The organism is Nostoc sp. (genome assembly GCF_036919815.1).
GTDB lineage: Bacteria > Cyanobacteriota > Cyanobacteriia > Cyanobacteriales > Nostocaceae > Nostoc.
Genome location: NZ_JBALCE010000094.1, coordinates 57960 through 75266, shown reverse-complemented (window position 1 = coordinate 75266; position 17307 = coordinate 57960). Strand labels below are relative to the sequence as shown.

Here is a 17307-nt window from a genome sequence, read left to right as displayed (position 1 = left end):
TATTTAAATATGATGCTTATTAGCATTATTACGATTGTCAAACAGTTATTTACTAGGAGGTTTACTGAATCATGAACTTAATTCCAAAATCCCAAATGATTTCATTACTGAAACAATACAAACGCATATTAGCTTGGTTCATATCTGGTCTGTTTCTGGCAATCCTGTTGTTCTTCGTCACATCGAATCAACAACCAGCAACTGCCTCCAAACCTGCCTCTAACCAGAGTTATACCACACCCTCTACTCAGCTAGATGCAACTGCTACATACTCAGACTTCGGTGCTACTCATCTAGAACCGAATTTTTATCAGTATTAACGGCTAACAAATTAACTTTAAGGCGCACTGAAATGATTTCATTTTTGAGAAAGTACAAGCGATCGCTAGCCTTGACAATGGCTGGCTTTCTCTGTACCGTTCTGCTGATATTCGGTAATTCTGTTTTTCAGCCGACTATGGCCGCTGGTAATGGAATTAATGTAATTATCATGATTGGCGATGGTATGGGTTGGAATCTCGCACGGGCCGCAGCCGTTGCCAAAGGTGCCCCTTTTTACACTAGTGGTAAAGGCTCAGGTCTAAGCTTCCAAAAGCTAACTGGATATGGACTAGTGACCACTTACGGCACAACGATTCAGGGAAATACACCAGAGAAGCCAACAGGTCAGCCCCACTTAACAACTAACTCTGCTCTGGATGGGTCTGATACATTCACAGGTGCAAGTCCTGTTCGTCCCAACTTCTCATTCCAGCCGACTCCTTTTAATCCAGGCAATCGACTTGATGGCAACAGTTTGGCAGATGCTAATCTGACAGGTTACGACCCTAGTAAGGGCGGCCCTGTTCCCTGGATTCCTCTGACCCCTGCTAATCCTGGTACATACGACAAAGAGTACATCAAACACAGTTATCCCGACTCTGCTAACACCGCTACGACTCTTTATACGGGCGTAAAGAGCTTTAACAACGCGATGGGTGTAGACATTTACGAGAAAAAGTTGAAAACCATCCTGGAAATTGCCAAAGAAAAAGGTAAGTCTACAGGACTAGTTACTTCCGTACCTATTAGCCACGCAACGCCTGGTGCTGCGGCTTCTTTTGTAAATCGTCGCAGCAAATACGACAGTAAATACGACCCCACCAAGACTAACCAAGACAGTATTCTGCAACAGACATTGCTAAACTTTCAGCCTAATGTCTTGTTGGGTGGCGGTCATCCTAAAGACTTTGACAATAAAAGTAGTACAAGTACAGCAGAGGGTATCTTTAACTATACCTATATTACAGAAGACACTTATAAGCATCTCAGCGATAACCCTACGTCCAATCGTTATGGCTATACCTTTTTGGAACGTGGCCCGAATGCAACTCAGACATTGCTAAACACGGCTGCTAACATCGACCCAAATAAGGGAGGCAAATTATTTGGTCTATACGGTGCCCGTGGACAAGAAGGCAACCTTCCTACTAGCTCTTCTAAGGGAGACTACAGTCTGACAGGTCTGAACAACGCCTCGCTCTATAGCTCCGTTGTTAAGAGTGTAAGTCCCTGTCCATCAGGTAAGATCATTCCTGGTACAGTTGGGGATTGTGTTCCTGTGGTTGATGCAGCAGGGAACCCAATTGCTGGCCCCACACCTGATACTATCCGTCCTCTCGCTCCCGGTGAAACCGATGCTAGCTTTATCGCCAGAGAGATTAACGAAAATCCAACTTTGGCTGATCTGAGCAAAGCAGCTCTAAAGGTTCTAGGTAAAGACAAAGACGGTTTCTGGCTGATGATTGAGGGAGGTGATGTAGACTGGGCTGCTCATGACAACAACATGGATAACCTAATCGGTACCATGAATGATTTTGATAAAGCAGTCCAGCAGGTCATTAGTTGGGTAGAAAATCATGGTGGTTGGAGTAAGAACCTGCTGCTTGTTACTGCTGACCATGACCACTACCTGACTCTAAATAATGATTTTGTTTCAAAGTTAACTCCCAATCCTGATCCTAATAAAGCTAGAGGCTTGAAGTATAACGCTAAGGACATCACCTTTAATAAGCACAACCCTAAAGACGCTGGTCACTTCTGGGGAGCTGATCCAAATTACAAGTACCTCTGGGGTAGTCATAGCCGACGGATTGTGCCTGTTTACTACCAGGGTGCTTATTCATCAACTCTGACTCGATCCTTTGGACAAAAGCTCAAGTTCACAGATAGCTCTGGTACTTACAGTGCGCCCGGTGTTCGAGGAGTGGTTGATCAGAGTCATATCTTCCAGGCTATGAAAACTGCGATTGTCAGTCCGTAAACTTAATACACCGCTTCACTCAACACTGACCAAGTTTTAGACTTTCCTGCGGAACGCTACGCGTAGCTTGCTTCCCCGGAGGGGTACGGCGTGAGTGCTACTTCTCTACGAAAGGGTGCGCCAACGACAACGCTACCTCGACTTCGCTCGGCACAAGTCAGTACAAGTCAGTTGAACGCTTTTGGATTTTGGATTAAAAGATTCAAAATCCAAAATCCTTAAAGTAAGCGCATTGATCTGTAGGGTCAATCTAAAATCCTTGCATTGTGTGACTGAAAAACTTTGTGTTCCAGAGACGTGGAAATACACGTTTCTGTTTCATAAAACTATTTCAGGATTTTTGTATCTCTTCTTTAATCAAGGTAAAAAAATGAGTGACTCCATCTTTAAGAAGTTAGCAGCTATAACAGTGGGAACTGCCCTGATTTTTGCGGTAGGGGAAACTATGCCTGTCCAAGCTACACAACTCACTTATAATTTCTCTAACGAGAATAAAACTCTCACGGGTAGTTTTTCGTTTGACCAAGCAGCAGCAGACGATCAACAAGTAACGATCGCAGAAGGTTTAAAGATTTTTGCTACCTACGGTGGTCAGTCATACACTGAAGCCTATGATCCTTTAGCGTCAGTTTTAACCGACTTTTCGGGAACAATTTTGAACCAAGCGGGGTTAGGCTTGTATTTTACACCTAGCACTTTTAATGTCTACCGTGATAGTTTTATCGATCTGAATGATTCGACCTCTGCGGGTGTTCAAACCGTCACTTACACCAGTGTCCCAGAGCCAAGTTTTATGCTTGGATTGTCTGTGTTTGGCTTGGGTTTGTTCTTGGCGAAAAAGACAGCATCTTCTAGGTCTTGAACCTCGCATGACTAGAAGTAACACGAGGTTCTTGGCAAATTTTTAATCTAATTTTTAACAAGATTCAAAATAGGACTTACGCAAAACTATACCCTGTAGGGGCAATTCATGAATTGCCCTTACCTGGAAATCTTTCTTTTCGGCTATTGTTTGCGTAAGTCCTGCAAAAGTTGCATATAAAAGCTATATCAGTCTTCTTTGATGTATAAAAATCGAAAGGCTCAGATTCCCGACTTCTTTAATAAGTCTGTAACTTGTTGTTCACGAATAATTAAGTAGGGCTATCTAGCTCTATCGGCAAACTTAGATGAGAGTTAACCACAAATTAGATTATATAGATTGTAGTGTCTGAGTTTGCTGACAATCTGCCTATAGGTCGTTGCATTAAGAAAATATACATGGATTAGTTCAGATATAATAATGACTCATTCTTTGTTTTCCTAACTGGAGAAATTAATGGGTCGCGCCAAAAAGGTTGTCCTGGCATATTCTGGCGGAGTGGATACCTCAGTTTGCATCCCCTATCTCAAACAGGAGTGGGGTGTGGAAGAGGTGATTACCCTAGCAGCAGATTTAGGTCAGGGAGATGAATTAGAGTCAATTCGAGAAAAAGCTCTGAAATCGGGTGCAAGTGAATCCCTAGTGGCGGATGTCAAAGACAGCTTCGTTAAAGATTACGCCTTTGGAGCGATTCAAGCCAACGCCCTCTATGAAAATCGTTATCCTCTAGGAACTGCCCTTGCGCGTCCACTGATTGCTAAGGTATTAGTAGAAACGGCTGAAAAATATGGTGCTGATGCGATCGCTCACGGTTGCACCGGTAAAGGTAACGATCAAGTTCGCTTTGATGTCTCTGTAACCGCCCTGAACCCCAACCTAAAAATCCTCGCACCAGCCAGAGAATGGGGGATGAGCCGTGAGGAAACCATCGCCTATGGTGAAAACTTTGGTATCCCTTCACCAGTCAAAAAATCTTCTCCCTACAGCATTGACAAGAATTTGCTCGGTCGTAGTATTGAAGCTGGTTTACTCGAAGATCCCTCATTTGAGCCACCAGAAGAAATCTATGAGATGACCAAAGCGATCGCTAATACTCCCAATCAGCCAGAGTACATCGAAATTGGTTTCCACGGTGGTATTCCCACAACCTTGAACGGTATTGCCAAAAAGCCCGTTGAACTAGTTGAAGAACTCAATCAGGTGGTAGGAAATCACGGCATTGGGCGGATAGACATGATCGAAAACCGTCTGGTGGGTATCAAATCGAGGGAAATCTACGAATCACCCGCGATGTTAGTCCTAATTCAGGCACATAGAGATTTGGAAAGCTTGACTTTAACCGCAGATGTTACCCATTACAAGCGTGGGATTGAAGAAACTTACAGCCAAATCGTTTACAACGGTTTATGGTACAGTCCACTCAAAGTTGCACTCGATGCCTTTATTCAAAAGACACAAGAGCGAGTCTCTGGAACTGTGCGAGTGAAGTTATTCAAGGGCAACTCTACGATAGTTGGGCGTTTGAGCGATAATTCCCTCTATACTCCCGATTTGGCAACCTACGGAGCCAAAGACCAATTTGACCATAAAGCTGCTGAAGGCTTTATCTACGTTTGGGGACTACCAACTCGCATTTGGTCGCGGCTAACTAAAAGTTAGGAGTCATTCAATTTTAGATTTTGAATTTTGGATTTTGGATTGAAGGAGAAATCTAAAATCTAAAATCCAAAATTGGCAGATTTAGGAGTTAAAAATCCAAAATACAAAAGTAAAACTTAAAAAAATAACTTTTTACTTTACTCCTAACTCTTGTACAGACGCGATTAATCGCGTCTCTCCTCACTCCTCACTTCTCACTCCTCATTACTCATTTCCTTGACTTCACGAGACTCTAGCCATAGGGGGACAATAATTAAGGCAGCGAGGATCAGTAAGGCTGCGATCGCAAATTGACCCACCCAAGCAACCAATTGTTCTAAAGAGATAATTTTGCCAGCAAAGAAAGCCAATGTCACCATCAAACTAGCCCAAGAAACTGCTCCTAACAAGTTGTATAAAAAGAATTTTCCAAAGGGCATTTCGGCTATACCAGCTAGTGGTGCCGCAAAAACTCGTAACAACGCCAGAAAACGTCCAAAAAATACCGCTTTAGCAGCATTTTGACTAAATTTATCTTTAATATTCAGCAGCCGCACTTCCGAAATCCGAAATATGCTACCAACTTTTACTAGAAAAGCCCAACCGCTAACTCTACCAATCCAATAGCCACAAGTGCCACCAATTACAGCACCCATAATTGCATCACCGAGAACCAGCCAGAAATTTAGTTCATCGCTGCCAGCTAAAAACCCGCCCACTAAGGTCACGGTTTCACCAGGAAGGGGAATGCCTAAATTTTCTAGCAAAATTCCCAAAAAAATTGCCAAATACCCGTAACTATGCGCGACTTCCTGGATATTTTCTAGTGAAATCAACTCTAAAGACATCCCGCACCGCCGCCTTTACAAATTTTTACTTTTATTATATTTTTGCTTGTTTTTGACTGGTGTGTCAATCAAACTACTACTTTGAGTCCTTAATTCATAACTTATAGTCTATGGTAACTATTAATTTTTTACTATTAACTATGTAATTTTTAGAAATTAATACCACAACTTAATATGTTTTTTTTTAAAGTTAAAAAAATTATCAGAAATTTATAAATATCCCCTATAATTATGAAAATCTTGTAAAAGATACGGTTGATACCGAAATTGTTAGGCGCTTATGCCTATATTGGTGAAAGTTATCACAAACTATACGGTATGAATACTGAAATAATCGCTCTCAATTGCACGACTGCAATTACCCAAATATCGGGGTAAAACAGTCCTTTTGCCGTTGAAAGAGAAGAGGTATTGATATCTTTTTTCAATTTTTTGTCAAGTGTTCCAACTACCCTATTAAACTCATGACTCTCACACAAGAACTTCAAGTGATTTTGTTTAAACCCCAAGGAAGCATAGATTTGCAAGGCGGTAAGGCTTTGAGTGAACAGATGGCCGCAGTAGTGCCCCAAGCTCATCAACTCTGGGTTATCGACCTAACAAAAGTTAATTTCATGGACAGTTCTGGGTTAGTCCCTTTAGTAAAAGGGTTGAAAGCTGCACGTCAGAGTGGTTGCCGCTTGGTTTTATGCAACGTACAAGCTCCTGTACGGTTAATTTTGGAACTTACCCAACTAGATACAGTCTTTGAAATTTTTCCAACTTACGAAGATATTTTTACTCCCATCAAAGATAAGAGTCTGATGCTAGTAGGCTAAGTAATAAATCTACCTATAGAAGGATGGTGGAGTCAAGCAATATTTGCATTTTTTCACATTCCCAAAGATTACAGTCTGGTGCTAGCAGGCTGATTTTCTTTGATGTCTGGAGGAAAATGTTGAGCAAAACTCATGGCTTTCAGCTAGGTAATATCAATGGCAGATGAGTCTATCTGCTTGTTGTCAGCAAATCTACTTAAACGAGTAAAGTAGGAAATGACCAAAATTGGTCAAAGCAATGCAATTGTTTGTGACACTCCCCAACCTCTAAAAGAGAGGGTTTTTCAAATTGCTCTGAGCTACTTGTTCTATGTCCGACGCAACTAGTGCAAGGAAGCAGGAGGTAAGAAAGGTTAGAATCTCAGCCTTGGGATTGTTTCTAACTCTATAAGTTATTTTGCCTTGATATACTACTTGGATATCTCCAAGATGCTTTGCCGCGCTAATTTCTTACCTCTTCGATTCGACTATGATGGTAACTTTAGGCATTCTGGGGAGTTGAAATGTTACTTTGTTCGGATGCTGGGTGGGGAAAATTTGGCAAATCAATGCCGCTGTGACTAGCATTGCGGGTTTTGAGTGCTAAACGGTAACTCACACTTTGCAGTTCTGCTTGTATTTGGCGGTTTTCCCGTTGTAGCATTGCTACCTTTTCTCTGACTGGCGTCATCCGCTCCTCAAACTTCCGACGGTAAATTTGAGGCAACTCTTGTACTACTTGCTCCAACATTCGACTGCGATCGGTGAGTTCTTGAACTGACTGTCGCAATTGGTAAATTTCGGAGTCACGAGTTGTAATTTGCTCTTGGTAGAACCCCACCTGCTGCTCTACAGCTTGGAGTTGTTCTTGCAAAGCCTGTAACTGGGTCAGATCGCGCTCAAGATCCGGCTGCTGGGGCATAAAACTAGTGTTACCCTTTACCAGCCGGAAGAGTTCTTGAGATAGTTGTTGCACTAATTGATCACGGAGTTGCAACTCTTGGCGTAGCTGCGATACTTCCGTAGAGAGAACTTGAATGTTGGGTGTATCAGATTGGATCACAGTAGCTTACAGCTCCCATTCAGAATCTTGTCCACTCTTAGGTATAACTGCGGGAGTACTACCTTTGGCAAGTATTTGTTAATTTAGCATTCCCAGGCAAGTCACGGAAAAAGAAAGAGACAAAATTTTATTGAATGGAATTGGGAATTGGGCATTGGGAAGAATTTATTCACTATTCTTTACTCCCTCATCTCCCTACTCCCCACTCCCATTCGGCTACGCCCTTCGACTACGCTCAGGACAAGCTCACGGCAAGCCTACTCCCTATCCCTTAGACCGTTGCAGCTACTTTAGCGGGTTTTTCTTTTTCCTCTTTAGGGGGTTTTTCCTCTTCCATTTCCTGCTTAATTGTCAGATAGCGAATCACTTCTTCACTCAAACGCATGGCGCGTTCAAAGGGGGCGATCGCAGTTGCAGGCGCAGTGTAGTTTAATTGGATGTAAATGCCATCGCGGTGTTTTTTGATTTCATAAGCCAGACGACGCTTACCGCGATTTTGAATTTGCATATCCTGGGCGCCTTGATCGCGAAGCAAATTCTGATATTTAGTAATTGCTTGCTCTGCCTGTTCCTCTCCCAGGTCAGGACGCAGGATGTACATTGTTTCGTAACTTGTAGTCATATTTTTCAGTCTCCTCATGGACAAAAGTGGCTGCTGGTGTTATTTTATACTTAGTTTAAATTTTAAATTTCAGTATTAATTAACATCTGAAGCAACAAGGAACTATAATCTTACCAGTTTTCTATTTGAATCATTAGCCAAATCGCCAAAGTTTGGATTTTTTCGATGTCCCTAATCAAAACTAGGTCGGGAGCCGACCCCCATATTTCTTTAGCAAGTAAGAATCCAGTTTTTGGTGGTGGACAGCGAATGGATCAAGCTATTAGCTTCGCTAACGGGTATGTTTCTCTAAGGGCATCTCATCTATACGCTTTTTTGCTCAAGCCTGAATCGGTTCGCTAAAAAGCTAACTGAGGATTGCTACCCGCTCACAAGTTCTAATCGTAGATAAAAGGATATTCATTAAGGTTATGGCACAGCGCTATGTGCGAATTCAAAATCCAGAAGGACAGATTTTTTATGGGTTACTCCAACTATCCCTCAATGTCCAAGTGCTAGATGCTCCGCCCTGGTTAGAAGGACAACCCACTGATTTAACTTTGACACCAGAAAATTACCAAATTCTGGCTCCCTGCGCTCCCTCAAAAATTGTGGCGGTGGGGAAGAATTATGCAGAGCATGCAGCCGAAATGGGAACTCCGGTACCTTCTGAGCCACTTATTTTTCTCAAGCCACCCACGTCGATAATTCCGTCTGAGAGGGAAATTAAATATCCTCCCCAGTCACAAAGAGTTGACTACGAAGGAGAGTTAGCATTAGTGATTGGCGATTACGCCTTTGAATGTACACCAAAGGTAGCCCAATCAAAAATTTGGGGTTACACCATCGCCAATGACGTAACTGCGCGGGATTTACAAAAACTGGATGGTCAATGGACGCGAGCCAAAGGTTTTGATACTTTCTGTCCCTTGGGACCTTGGATTGTGCGGGAATTAAATCCCGGAGCGAGATTGCAGACTTTTTTAAATAATGACACCAATCCAGTCCAATCTGCTTGTATCGATCAGATGGTGTTTTCGCCCGATGTTTTAGTTTCCTATATCAGTCAGGTGATGACGCTACTACCCGGTGATTTAGTGCTTACAGGTACGCCAGAGGGTGTAAGTCCATTGCATCCAGGCGATCGCGTGCGTGTAGAAATTGAAGGTATTGGTCGCCTGGAAAACACCGTAGTAGCCCGCTAATTTCTAACGCACTTGCATATACACTGCATCGGAAATCGCTGGAATTTCCGCATAACGCCCGCTCACAGACTGAATGACTGAATATGCAACTGCTCCCACTATGCCGATAAAAATGGTTGTGGATAGAGTTTGGATTGCAAAACCACCAGAGGGAACTAGTCTGACAACATCAGTCAGGATGCCAAACAAAAAGATAATGATGTCCAAAAGGATTGCTTGCATAGTATTAAAACGAATAAAGTGGCTAATTTTTTCGTTTCTCACTACCAGCAAAAATAAAGCAAAGAAAATAATCATTCCTGCATAACGCACGCCGTAGTAAATTCTCAACAATGGCAGAAGCGGCAGAAACAGCAGTTGTAGTGGTGGAAACTCTGAGAGCAAGTATTGACCAAATACAAAAACCTCAATTAGAGGAAGTAAATAAGGCAAGGAGGCAAAAATTCGATCTGAAACTGTTGTAGACCCACGCCAAGACATTATGCGTTCTCCTGTGGTTAAATTTTTATAGTTACTTGAGCTTAGGATAACGCAGTTGCTAGGTCTTGCTAGCAAATTCAACTATTCTATATGGGCGATGCGAAAGCCCATCATACATTCATACTGGTCTGGCTGCTGTTGAGTAAGCTTGCGAATGGCTTGACCACAGCGCAGTTGACCCCCACGCCAACGGGGTTGACCGCGCCCGTCAGCGAGTAAACAAGACTGGCAAACTTGCTCAGGGGCAAGGATTTGCTCGTCCATTAAAATGACTAGCATCGAATCCCTCCTGTAAATCCTCATTGTCACCCACATTTCACTTAGGTGAGGACACGCAGAGGCTCTTTGAACTGCTTCACGTAGGTTGGGCGCGTTTTGCAAAGTGGTTGTGATGAGAAAGCGATCGCGCTTTACGCCCAGCATGAGCGATCGCAGAGGACACTTAAGAGCCAAATCCTAACTCTTTGTAGCGAAAATGTGGGCAATCACAATTCAATAAAAATTATCAAGTGAATCTGAATTTATTGTATGTTGTCTCTATTACAAATTGTAATTTTAGTGAAAAATAATAGAAAATTATTCGCACTAAGTTTAGCAGAGACAGTCAACGATATTCATTGCATCCCCGTTAATTTAGGCAAGACTTACGCACTAAAAACATGAAACCTCGTTCGCGTAGCGTGCGCGAAGCGCACTCCCCCCTAACCCACGCCGCTTGCTCCACTTGGGGAAACCCCAGACGCTCTCTACGAGACGCTAAAAGCGTAGCTTGCTTCTCTGTAAGAGTACGATAACTCGCTACCGCTTTTCTACGAGACGCTGCGCGAACGCTATCGCTTTTAGCGTCTCCCCAACTCTTCTCTGCGAGAGGCTGCGCCAAGGAGACACTACGCGAAGGGAGAAGACCGCAGTGGCTCCCCGATAAATTGGGGGGAAACTCAAAGAGCCAACTTTTTAAGGGGGTTGGGGGATCTATAAATGCGTAAGTCCTATTAGGATTGGAGAGGTCAAACTTAATATTTGGGAAACAACAAAAGCTTTATCCTCAAGCAACACGGCGACCGATTAAAATTCCCTTGAGGCGACTAGTTAAAGTGCGAGAATTCAAGTAAGTAAAACTGAGTTAACTTGATAGTCATTTAAGTGATGCATTTACAAAAGACTGAGGTAAACTGGCAAGCAAGGTAATAGACAATATTACTGGGCGGCTCGTCGGTCTGGGCATCACTCACAATGGAACACTGGCAATTTCTGATACAGAAACAAGGCGCTCGCTCGTGGCATATCCTAGAATCGCCAAATTTGGAAATTTTGGAAGGAGAGTATAGAGTTTTGGCTCTTTCCCAACTTCCGAATACAGACGTGGAAGTGCGGGTAACTCACTCTTCAACTCAGGAAGTTCAACCAATGCGGCGAATTTTAAAGCGATCGCGTCGCACTAACTCAGAAGGCTTAATGGCGGTAATTCCTTATACCTACTTGCAGTCGGGACTTTGGGAGTTGCGCTGTTGCGGCGATTTGATGTCGGATCTGTTCGGTAAATCTTGGCAGTACAGTGTCCAACTTCAAGTATTGCCCCAGGAAAGAGAGGGGGAGAATCTAGAATCAAATTCACCTGACCACTCAGATACTTTTTCTAAAAAGTTGGAATCTACTGCCCCAGCAGAATCGGTAATTACCTTAGATAACGCGATCGCTGTCTTTGCAGAATTGGCAATTGCTACAGACAGTAACCCCGCTAGTATTGTTGTGCCAGATGAAGGGAACTTAGGATTTACTGCCCCAGCAGAACCTGCAATTACCTTAGATAAAGCGATCGCTCTTTCTCCAGAATTGGCAATTGCTACAGACAGGAACCCCACTAGCATTGTTGTGCCAGATGAAGGGAACTTAGAATCTACTGCCCCAGCAGAATCGGCAATTACCTTAGATGAAGCGATCGCTCTTTCTCCAGAATTGGCAATTGCTACAGACAGTAATCCCACTAGCATTGTTGTTCTAGATGAAGGGAACTTAGAATTTACTGCCCCAACAGAACCGACAATTACCTTAGATGAAGCGATCGCTCTTTCTCCAGAATTGGCAATTGCTACAGAAAGCAACCCCGCTAACATTGTTGTGCCAGATGAAGGGAACTTAGAATCTACTGCCCCAGCAGAATCGGCAATTACCTTAGATCAAGCGATCGCTCTTTCTCCAGAACTGGCAATTGCTACAGACAGCAACCCCGCTAACATTGTTGTGCCAGATGAAACCGAAGAAAATATAGTTATCGATGAGCCGGTGAGTCCTGTATGGCTCAAAGGTGAGACGGCAGAGCAGATTTTACAAAATTTAATAGATTTAGCTTTACCCGATTCTGAACCTCTGCCAGAAGATGAAAAGGTTACACATTCTCCAGTAACACAACCACCACCATTACTATTAATTTTAGATCAGGGTTCTTACATTGCTCGTTGGGGAGAAGCTCTGACAATCAATGGACACATAGAACTCGAAGAAAAGACAAATCTGGATCAGGCTGAAACATTATCCCCAAAAAGCTTGCGGGCGCTTGAATTAGGAATTGAACTGCGATCGCCCAAGAACTCGAAAATCTTGACCCAGGTACGGCAACCCTTACCAGACCAGGAGTTGCCGTTCACCATCAATACCTCAATTGATATTCCTGCTGACTGTGAATCCAAGTTAATTTTGGCAGATATCAGTTTGTATGGTAGATTCGCCGATGTCGATGAAATCATCCAGTTAGCTAGCCAGTCCTTCACCATTACAGCAGAAGTAAAAGAATTACTGGCAATCACAGGCGTAGGGAAACTTAGTAAATCCTTAAATGGAAATGGCCTGATCGCAGCATCAGACTCATCTGCTACTTTCACAGAAACAGAGACAGCTGTAAGGCTCGATTTGAAACTATTCAATCTGGTTAAGATTCCAAAAACAGACCAGTTTCAGATATTCAATATATCCCCAAACACACCCCTACCACCGCAAATTAACCTGCAAGTTCTGCGAGAAGGTGGCCTGCGGATATCTAAGTTCAACAATTCAGGCACTTCGCCTCAATTGCCGAAACTTCCCCCGGTTCCAACCGATGCCAACACCACAGATGTTGTTGCAGAATCCCCTACACAGGAGGAACTTCTAGAAAAAGATACTACTATATCTACCATCAACTTGGAGCAGTTGGTGATCAGGCAACCTCGAATGCCAAGACTCGACGCTACTTTTCCATACTTGAGACGGTTACAAGCTTTGCCAGGTGATGCAGAGGAAGTAAAAAGCAATGTCCCCCCAGATGCATTGCAAGTTTCAGATCCTGAAGACTTCCCGCAGTTGGACGTAACTGTAGCTGAAAATGCAAATACACCAGAATTAGTAGGTGATGGACAATTCCAGGAGGAATCTGTTGCTGAACTAGAAGCCCAAACAAATGCACAATTCCAGGAAGAATCTGTTGCTGAAGTAGAAGTCCAACCAAATGCACAAGTCATTACAACAGGCAACCTTGACTCATCTCCTTTACTCAGAAAGTGGATGCAGAGCCAAGGATACTCTTTGCCTGAATCGATCAATGATCTGCAACCTCAAGACTACGATAACTATGTTCTAGCGCCGCAGACACCGCTTTCTCTAAGTGCAGAAAATGCGAATGTTGATGTCAACTTGCCGTTAAACCTAGATGCCAACACGGAGAAGAATCTGAGCGAAGGTTTGGATCACTCAGAACTTGTTCTGACGGAGACGCCCAAGGGACAGGGGACATGGGAAGAAGTCCAAGGGTTGGCTTCCGAACTGGGGAACTTTGAGGAAGATGTAGACACAGCCAAGCAAGCGGATCTGGGGATAGGAGAAAATACCGGACTAGAAAAAGTATTAGAACCAACACTCTCATCGGCTCTGTTAACCCAACAACCGCTCCCCCCTGCTTCGATAAATATAAATATAGCGTCAGCTTGGTTAGCGCAAGAAATCGTTTTAGATGATACATATAGTGAACTGGAAGCCGAGGCAACCAGGAGTTACCCCTTTGAAGAAGAGGAGCAACCACTGTTAGATTTATCCCCTTCCTTCCCGATAATTGCGGCAGCCACTGAGCCTTTACCAATTCCACAATTGCATGTGCCAGAAGGTGAACTAATCGCTGGCAAGTCTATCATAGTGCGCGTAGTACTGCCTGAAGTATCTCCACAAGTTGTTGTCAAGTTATGGCTTGAAGATTATCAAACTCGCTGGTTGGTAGATGGTCCTCATTTATTGACAAATTTACTACCTAATGCTTTGGGAGGTTTGGAAGTGATGACGCAATTAAACATTCCCTTTGGCTGTTTAGAAATTCGCTTAGAAGCGATCGCACTTGATCTGACAACCCAACAGGAGAGTCACAAAGTCACAATACTCCGAACTGTGGTTCCTCCAGACTTGCCAAGCTTGCAGCTAGATGAACTCCTCAGTATGTGACAGGACTTACGCACTCAAAACTTGAAACTTCGTTCGTGTAGCGTGCGCGAGGCGCACTCCCCCCTAACCCACGCCAGTCGCGTCGCTCATGGGGGAAACCCCCTTGGCGCTAGCCTCTCCCCTTCTCTACGAGACGCTACGCGAAGGGAGAAGACCGCGCTGGCTCCCCTTAAAAAGGGGGGATCTTAAAGAGCCAACTTTTTAAGGGGGTTGGCGAATCTTTTATGCGTAAGTCCTATGTGATTTTGAGTAGCGAATGAAAAAGAGGAGACAAGGAAGAATTATTCAACAAATCACTCCCCACTCCCATTCGGCTACGCCCTTCGACTACGCTCAGGACAAGCTCACCGCAAGCCCACTCCCCACTCCCAATATTGGCTGTGTTAAAAATATGAAAGAATTTAAAAAATCTGGCAGAATTTGCAGTAAGCTCATTTTGAATTGTAGTGTGATTTAATGGGAACTTTTACTATGGCAGTTTCTTTTTTGCCTTCTATGTTGGCTACTACTTCGTTCTTGTCTCCTATCTTCATTTACATAATTGGTTGGATTTTGCCAGCTGCAACCTTCGCGTTTCTACTTTTATACATTGAAAGCGACGATATCAGCGATATTAAGTGATCTAGTGATTAGAAGCCACTGCGTTTGCCCAGAGTTGTCTGAGCCGAGGCTTGCGAGACTTAAGGGGCGTCCCTTGCGCCTCTGGTAGAGAAGCCTTAGAGACTTTACGTAGCCTCTGACTCGCTAACGTTGCGCTATTCGTTGGCGCCGCCCGCAGCCGAACTTCGTATTTTCTCAGAGTTGAAGCAAGTGGCGTTCATTAGTCAACTTTTTGCACAAGCGAAAGTTATCAATTTTGTTGGATACGTTTCTAGACTAATGACCAAAATTAATACCGCCCATCTCATAGAGACAGGCGGTTTTTTTAACGTTGATTTCTCAACAAATGCTAGAAAATTCTAACTTATAGTGTTCGGTTCAGGTTCAAACTCATGTTAAATTGAAGAACCAATTCCGGCATAGGCACCATAAAAGAAAATGCCCAGGACTGTGATTACACCTAATCCTACGATCGTAGCGACGACCCACAGGGGAATTCTCCCACTTTCAGACACAGCTTTTCTCCTTCCTTAACAACAACTCAACACATATTCAATAAACAAAGATTAACAACCGTAGTTCCAGTTAGTTAAAGAAGTAACTGGAAAACAGAATCCCCAGAACGAAAACTAGTAGTAGTCCCAGGTATAGCGAAGTCCGGTTTAGTTCAACCGGCTGATTATTGGGATTGGGCGATCTTTCTACCATAATTGCTCCTAACGGTGAATAAATTGCATTGCGGCGATCGCGCCTAAAAAGAATACAGTTGGTACACCTAAAGTGTGAACTGCCAGCCATCTAACGGTAAAAATTGGATAGGTAACTGGTTGATTGATGTTATTGCCGCTAGTCATGATCTCAAACTACTTTCCAATAAATTGTTCAACTTGTTTTTTAGCTTCAAAACGGTTCTTCACAATTGGCACTTCTTGGCGCGTTGGTGTGAAATACTCATTGGGACGAGGTGTACCAAAGGCATCATAAGCCAGACCAGTTTGTACAAATAACCAACCCGCAATAAACAATGCTGGGATGGTGATGCTGTGAATTACCCAGTAACGAACGCTAGTAATGATGTCCGAAAACGGACGTTCTCCAGTGGTACCTGACATTTAAATCCCTACCTATTACATAGAGTGTTATAGAGTTTATTATCCTACAAAGTTAAGAAAGAGTTACAAGTTGCAACGTTCTTCTCAGAAATTGGGCATCGGGCATTGGGCATTGGGCATTGGGCATCGGGCATTAGGCACTTGTACAGAGCGTAGCCTCTCGTAAAGAAGTATGGGGCATTGGTTATTAATTCATCTCTCTCATCTTTTACCCTGTGGGTTCGCGTAGCGTTCCGTAGGAAAGCTAAAGCTACATCTCCCTCATCTTCCCCACTCCCCATTCCCTACTCCCCCGTTCTCTTACTAAGCCGCCTCTGCTGGAGAAGTTGTTTCCGGGTTTGGTAAATATTTGAGCAAAACGCCGCGATCGCCAATTATAAATCCCCGGTCTGGCTCTAAAAACACAATTTTATACAAATTAGCAGCAACTTCTTCCACTGAACGGTCTTTTTCCCAGGTTTTGCCACCGTCGCCACTCCGTAGCAAATTACCGCTACCCCCACCTATCCAAATTTCATTGGGTGTGCGATATGCCAAATCCAGTAAACCCCAACTGGTGGATAACTCTGGATATTTTGTTTCTTGCCACTCATCAGGTTTAGTTGGATCACTAAACTGAATTTGACCGCCCCTGGCTAGCAACCACAATTGCCCATTCTCAGCAAAGCCCATGTTTTCTACTCGCCGAGAACTATTGCGGTTATGGGGTACCCAAGCATCTTGCCCCGGTTCCCAAGTTGAGTAGAAACTACCCTTAGCGGAAACGGCAATATATTTACCATCAGTAGAACGTTCCAAGTTACGCACCACACCGACTGCTGATTCCACCTGCGCTTTCCAGTTTTTGCCGCCGTCTGTGGTCTTATAGATGGCTCCGACATTAGTAGCCATTTCAGCTGTCTTGTCTGCCAGTGCCTTAATTGCGATCGGGCTACCTGGTAGCTTTTCGCTCAGAGGAATACGCGACCAAGAACCACCTTCATCAGTAGTGTGCAGTAACAGCCCAGGCTCTCCGGCAATCCAGCCTTCTTTACCTGCAAAACTTACTGAGTCAAAGCGATACTTTTGCTCATCCAGTTGCAGTGTTATTTGTTTCCAGGTATTACCACTGTCATTGGTTTCCAACAAGGTGGCATTGCTACCGACTAAGTAGCCATGTTCAGGGTTATCAGTAAAAGCAATATCCAATAGATTCGAGTCTGTTGGCACAGAAATGATTTTCCAGGGGTTGTAGCTAACAGAGGGAATTGTGCTACAACCTATGCACATCAGGACTACTATCAACAAAGCAGCTATTCGTTGCCAACTTTTCACAATTGAATGCATCAGTATCTCTTA

20 protein-coding genes and 1 pseudogene are annotated in these 17307 nt (G+C 43.6%); 10 read left to right on the top strand and 11 right to left on the bottom strand.

All coding sequences use genetic code 11. The features are described from left to right. The first annotated feature begins 71 nt into the window (after positions 1 to 71). The 4 genes from V7K15_RS22465 to V7K15_RS22450 all read left to right on the top strand — a co-directional run bounded on the left by V7K15_RS22465 (position 72) and on the right by V7K15_RS22450 (position 4823). Entirely contained in the window at positions 72 to 320 is a 249-nt protein-coding gene (locus V7K15_RS22465) for a hypothetical protein (RefSeq protein WP_334908909.1), read from the top strand. Between the two features lie 32 nt (positions 321 to 352). Beyond that, positions 353 to 2302, top strand: a complete 1950-nt coding sequence (locus V7K15_RS22460; protein WP_334908907.1) for an alkaline phosphatase — start codon at positions 353 to 355, stop codon at positions 2300 to 2302. Between the two features lie 370 nt (positions 2303 to 2672). Next, positions 2673 to 3164: a PEP-CTERM sorting domain-containing protein gene (locus V7K15_RS22455; RefSeq protein WP_334908905.1), complete on the top strand. Its 492-nt coding sequence runs from the start codon at positions 2673 to 2675 to the stop codon at positions 3162 to 3164. Between the two features lie 456 nt (positions 3165 to 3620). Continuing rightward, positions 3621 to 4823: an argininosuccinate synthase gene (locus tag V7K15_RS22450; protein WP_334908903.1), complete on the top strand. Its 1203-nt coding sequence runs from the start codon at positions 3621 to 3623 to the stop codon at positions 4821 to 4823. Between the two features lie 194 nt (positions 4824 to 5017). On the opposite strand, the gene V7K15_RS22445 is transcribed toward V7K15_RS22450, so the two are convergent. After that, complete coding sequence (locus tag V7K15_RS22445; protein ID WP_334908901.1) at positions 5018 to 5650, bottom strand: DedA family protein; 633 nt, start codon at positions 5648 to 5650, stop codon at positions 5018 to 5020. Positions 5651 to 6114: 464 nt separating this feature from the next. On the opposite strand from V7K15_RS22445, the gene V7K15_RS22440 reads away from it, so the two are divergent. Continuing rightward, positions 6115 to 6468, top strand: a complete 354-nt coding sequence (locus V7K15_RS22440; RefSeq protein WP_334908899.1) for an STAS domain-containing protein — start codon at positions 6115 to 6117, stop codon at positions 6466 to 6468. 481 nt (positions 6469 to 6949) lie between these two features. Here V7K15_RS22440 and V7K15_RS22435 read toward each other — a convergent pair whose 3' ends face one another. Both V7K15_RS22435 and rpsF read right to left on the bottom strand, forming a co-directional pair. Next, a complete protein-coding gene (locus tag V7K15_RS22435; RefSeq protein WP_334908897.1) occupies positions 6950 to 7510 on the bottom strand; it encodes an Npun_F5560 family protein in 561 nt (186 codons plus the stop codon). 271 nt (positions 7511 to 7781) lie between these two features. Beyond that, complete coding sequence (rpsF, locus tag V7K15_RS22430; protein WP_334908895.1) at positions 7782 to 8132, bottom strand: 30S ribosomal protein S6; 351 nt, start codon at positions 8130 to 8132, stop codon at positions 7782 to 7784. 165 nt (positions 8133 to 8297) lie between these two features. On the opposite strand from rpsF, the gene V7K15_RS22425 reads away from it, so the two are divergent. Next, on the top strand, positions 8298 to 8474 hold the full coding sequence (locus tag V7K15_RS22425) for a hypothetical protein (protein ID WP_334908894.1): 177 nt from the start codon (positions 8298 to 8300) through the stop codon (positions 8472 to 8474). A gap of 68 nt (positions 8475 to 8542) precedes the next feature. Beyond that, complete coding sequence (locus V7K15_RS22420; RefSeq protein WP_334908893.1) at positions 8543 to 9316, top strand: fumarylacetoacetate hydrolase family protein; 774 nt, start codon at positions 8543 to 8545, stop codon at positions 9314 to 9316. 3 nt (positions 9317 to 9319) lie between these two features. Here V7K15_RS22420 and V7K15_RS22415 read toward each other — a convergent pair whose 3' ends face one another. After that, entirely contained in the window at positions 9320 to 9796 is a 477-nt protein-coding gene (locus tag V7K15_RS22415) for a Tic20 family protein (RefSeq protein WP_334908891.1), read from the bottom strand. A gap of 81 nt (positions 9797 to 9877) precedes the next feature. After that, entirely contained in the window at positions 9878 to 10075 is a 198-nt protein-coding gene (locus V7K15_RS22410) for a hypothetical protein (protein ID WP_334909001.1), read from the bottom strand. 954 nt (positions 10076 to 11029) lie between these two features. On the opposite strand from V7K15_RS22410, the pseudogene V7K15_RS22405 reads away from it, so the two are divergent. The 3 genes and pseudogenes from V7K15_RS22405 to V7K15_RS22395 all read left to right on the top strand — a co-directional run. Further along, a pseudogene (locus V7K15_RS22405) lies at positions 11030 to 11389 on the top strand (hypothetical protein); the annotation flags it as partial. 156 nt (positions 11390 to 11545) lie between these two features. After that, positions 11546 to 14257, top strand: a complete 2712-nt coding sequence (locus V7K15_RS22400; protein WP_334908999.1) for a hypothetical protein — start codon at positions 11546 to 11548, stop codon at positions 14255 to 14257. A 456-nt stretch (positions 14258 to 14713) separates the two neighbouring features. After that, a complete protein-coding gene (locus V7K15_RS22395) occupies positions 14714 to 14878 on the top strand; it encodes a photosystem I reaction center subunit VIII (RefSeq protein WP_442949710.1) in 165 nt (54 codons plus the stop codon). A 374-nt stretch (positions 14879 to 15252) separates the two neighbouring features. Here the strand turns inward: V7K15_RS22395 and V7K15_RS22390 are convergent, their stop codons facing one another. The 6 genes from V7K15_RS22390 to V7K15_RS22365 all read right to left on the bottom strand — a co-directional run bounded on the left by V7K15_RS22390 (position 15253) and on the right by V7K15_RS22365 (position 17295). Beyond that, positions 15253 to 15372 (bottom strand): photosystem II reaction center protein J, encoded by a 120-nt coding sequence (locus V7K15_RS22390; RefSeq protein ID WP_334908887.1) that lies wholly within the window; start codon positions 15370 to 15372, stop codon positions 15253 to 15255. A gap of 70 nt (positions 15373 to 15442) precedes the next feature. Further along, positions 15443 to 15565 (bottom strand): photosystem II reaction center protein L, encoded by a 123-nt coding sequence (locus V7K15_RS22385; RefSeq protein WP_012411802.1) that lies wholly within the window; start codon positions 15563 to 15565, stop codon positions 15443 to 15445. An 8-nt stretch (positions 15566 to 15573) separates the two neighbouring features. Further along, positions 15574 to 15711: a cytochrome b559 subunit beta gene (psbF, locus tag V7K15_RS22380; RefSeq protein WP_012411801.1), complete on the bottom strand. Its 138-nt coding sequence runs from the start codon at positions 15709 to 15711 to the stop codon at positions 15574 to 15576. Positions 15712 to 15720: 9 nt separating this feature from the next. Then, positions 15721 to 15969, bottom strand: coding sequence for a cytochrome b559 subunit alpha (gene psbE, locus V7K15_RS22375; RefSeq protein ID WP_273762113.1), 249 nt, complete (start codon positions 15967 to 15969; stop codon positions 15721 to 15723). A gap of 44 nt (positions 15970 to 16013) precedes the next feature. Further along, positions 16014 to 16250: a hypothetical protein gene (locus V7K15_RS22370; RefSeq protein ID WP_334908885.1), complete on the bottom strand. Its 237-nt coding sequence runs from the start codon at positions 16248 to 16250 to the stop codon at positions 16014 to 16016. Between the two features lie 22 nt (positions 16251 to 16272). Next, the gene (locus tag V7K15_RS22365; RefSeq protein WP_334908883.1) at positions 16273 to 17295 is read right to left on the bottom strand and encodes a photosynthesis system II assembly factor Ycf48; all 1023 of its coding nucleotides are present in this window, start codon (positions 17293 to 17295) and stop codon (positions 16273 to 16275) included. Positions 17296 to 17307 lie beyond the last annotated feature (12 nt).

What these genes read in the sequence shown, in the direction of transcription:
- V7K15_RS22465 (WP_334908909.1), top strand. Translation starts at nt 72, where the DNA reads ATGAACTTAATTCCAAAATCCCAAATGATTTCATTACTGAAACAATAC.
- V7K15_RS22460 (WP_334908907.1), top strand. Translation starts at nt 353, where the DNA reads ATGATTTCATTTTTGAGAAAGTACAAGCGATCGCTAGCCTTGACAATG.
- V7K15_RS22455 (WP_334908905.1), top strand. Translation starts at nt 2,673, where the DNA reads ATGAGTGACTCCATCTTTAAGAAGTTAGCAGCTATAACAGTGGGAACT.
- V7K15_RS22450 (WP_334908903.1), top strand. Translation starts at nt 3,621, where the DNA reads ATGGGTCGCGCCAAAAAGGTTGTCCTGGCATATTCTGGCGGAGTGGAT.
- V7K15_RS22445 (WP_334908901.1), bottom strand. Translation starts at nt 5,650, where the DNA reads ATGTCTTTAGAGTTGATTTCACTAGAAAATATCCAGGAAGTCGCGCAT.
- V7K15_RS22440 (WP_334908899.1), top strand. Translation starts at nt 6,115, where the DNA reads ATGACTCTCACACAAGAACTTCAAGTGATTTTGTTTAAACCCCAAGGA.
- rpsF (WP_334908895.1), bottom strand. Translation starts at nt 8,132, where the DNA reads ATGACTACAAGTTACGAAACAATGTACATCCTGCGTCCTGACCTGGGA.
- V7K15_RS22425 (WP_334908894.1), top strand. Translation starts at nt 8,298, where the DNA reads ATGTCCCTAATCAAAACTAGGTCGGGAGCCGACCCCCATATTTCTTTA.
- V7K15_RS22420 (WP_334908893.1), top strand. Translation starts at nt 8,543, where the DNA reads ATGGCACAGCGCTATGTGCGAATTCAAAATCCAGAAGGACAGATTTTT.
- V7K15_RS22415 (WP_334908891.1), bottom strand. Translation starts at nt 9,796, where the DNA reads ATGTCTTGGCGTGGGTCTACAACAGTTTCAGATCGAATTTTTGCCTCC.
- V7K15_RS22410 (WP_334909001.1), bottom strand. Translation starts at nt 10,075, where the DNA reads ATGCTAGTCATTTTAATGGACGAGCAAATCCTTGCCCCTGAGCAAGTT.
- V7K15_RS22395 (WP_442949710.1), top strand. Translation starts at nt 14,714, where the DNA reads ATGGGAACTTTTACTATGGCAGTTTCTTTTTTGCCTTCTATGTTGGCT.
- V7K15_RS22385 (WP_012411802.1), bottom strand. Translation starts at nt 15,565, where the DNA reads ATGGTAGAAAGATCGCCCAATCCCAATAATCAGCCGGTTGAACTAAAC.
- psbF (WP_012411801.1), bottom strand. Translation starts at nt 15,711, where the DNA reads ATGACTAGCGGCAATAACATCAATCAACCAGTTACCTATCCAATTTTT.
- psbE (WP_273762113.1), bottom strand. Translation starts at nt 15,969, where the DNA reads ATGTCAGGTACCACTGGAGAACGTCCGTTTTCGGACATCATTACTAGC.
- V7K15_RS22370 (WP_334908885.1), bottom strand. Translation starts at nt 16,250, where the DNA reads ATGGGGAGTGGGGAAGATGAGGGAGATGTAGCTTTAGCTTTCCTACGG.
- V7K15_RS22365 (WP_334908883.1), bottom strand. Translation starts at nt 17,295, where the DNA reads ATGCATTCAATTGTGAAAAGTTGGCAACGAATAGCTGCTTTGTTGATA.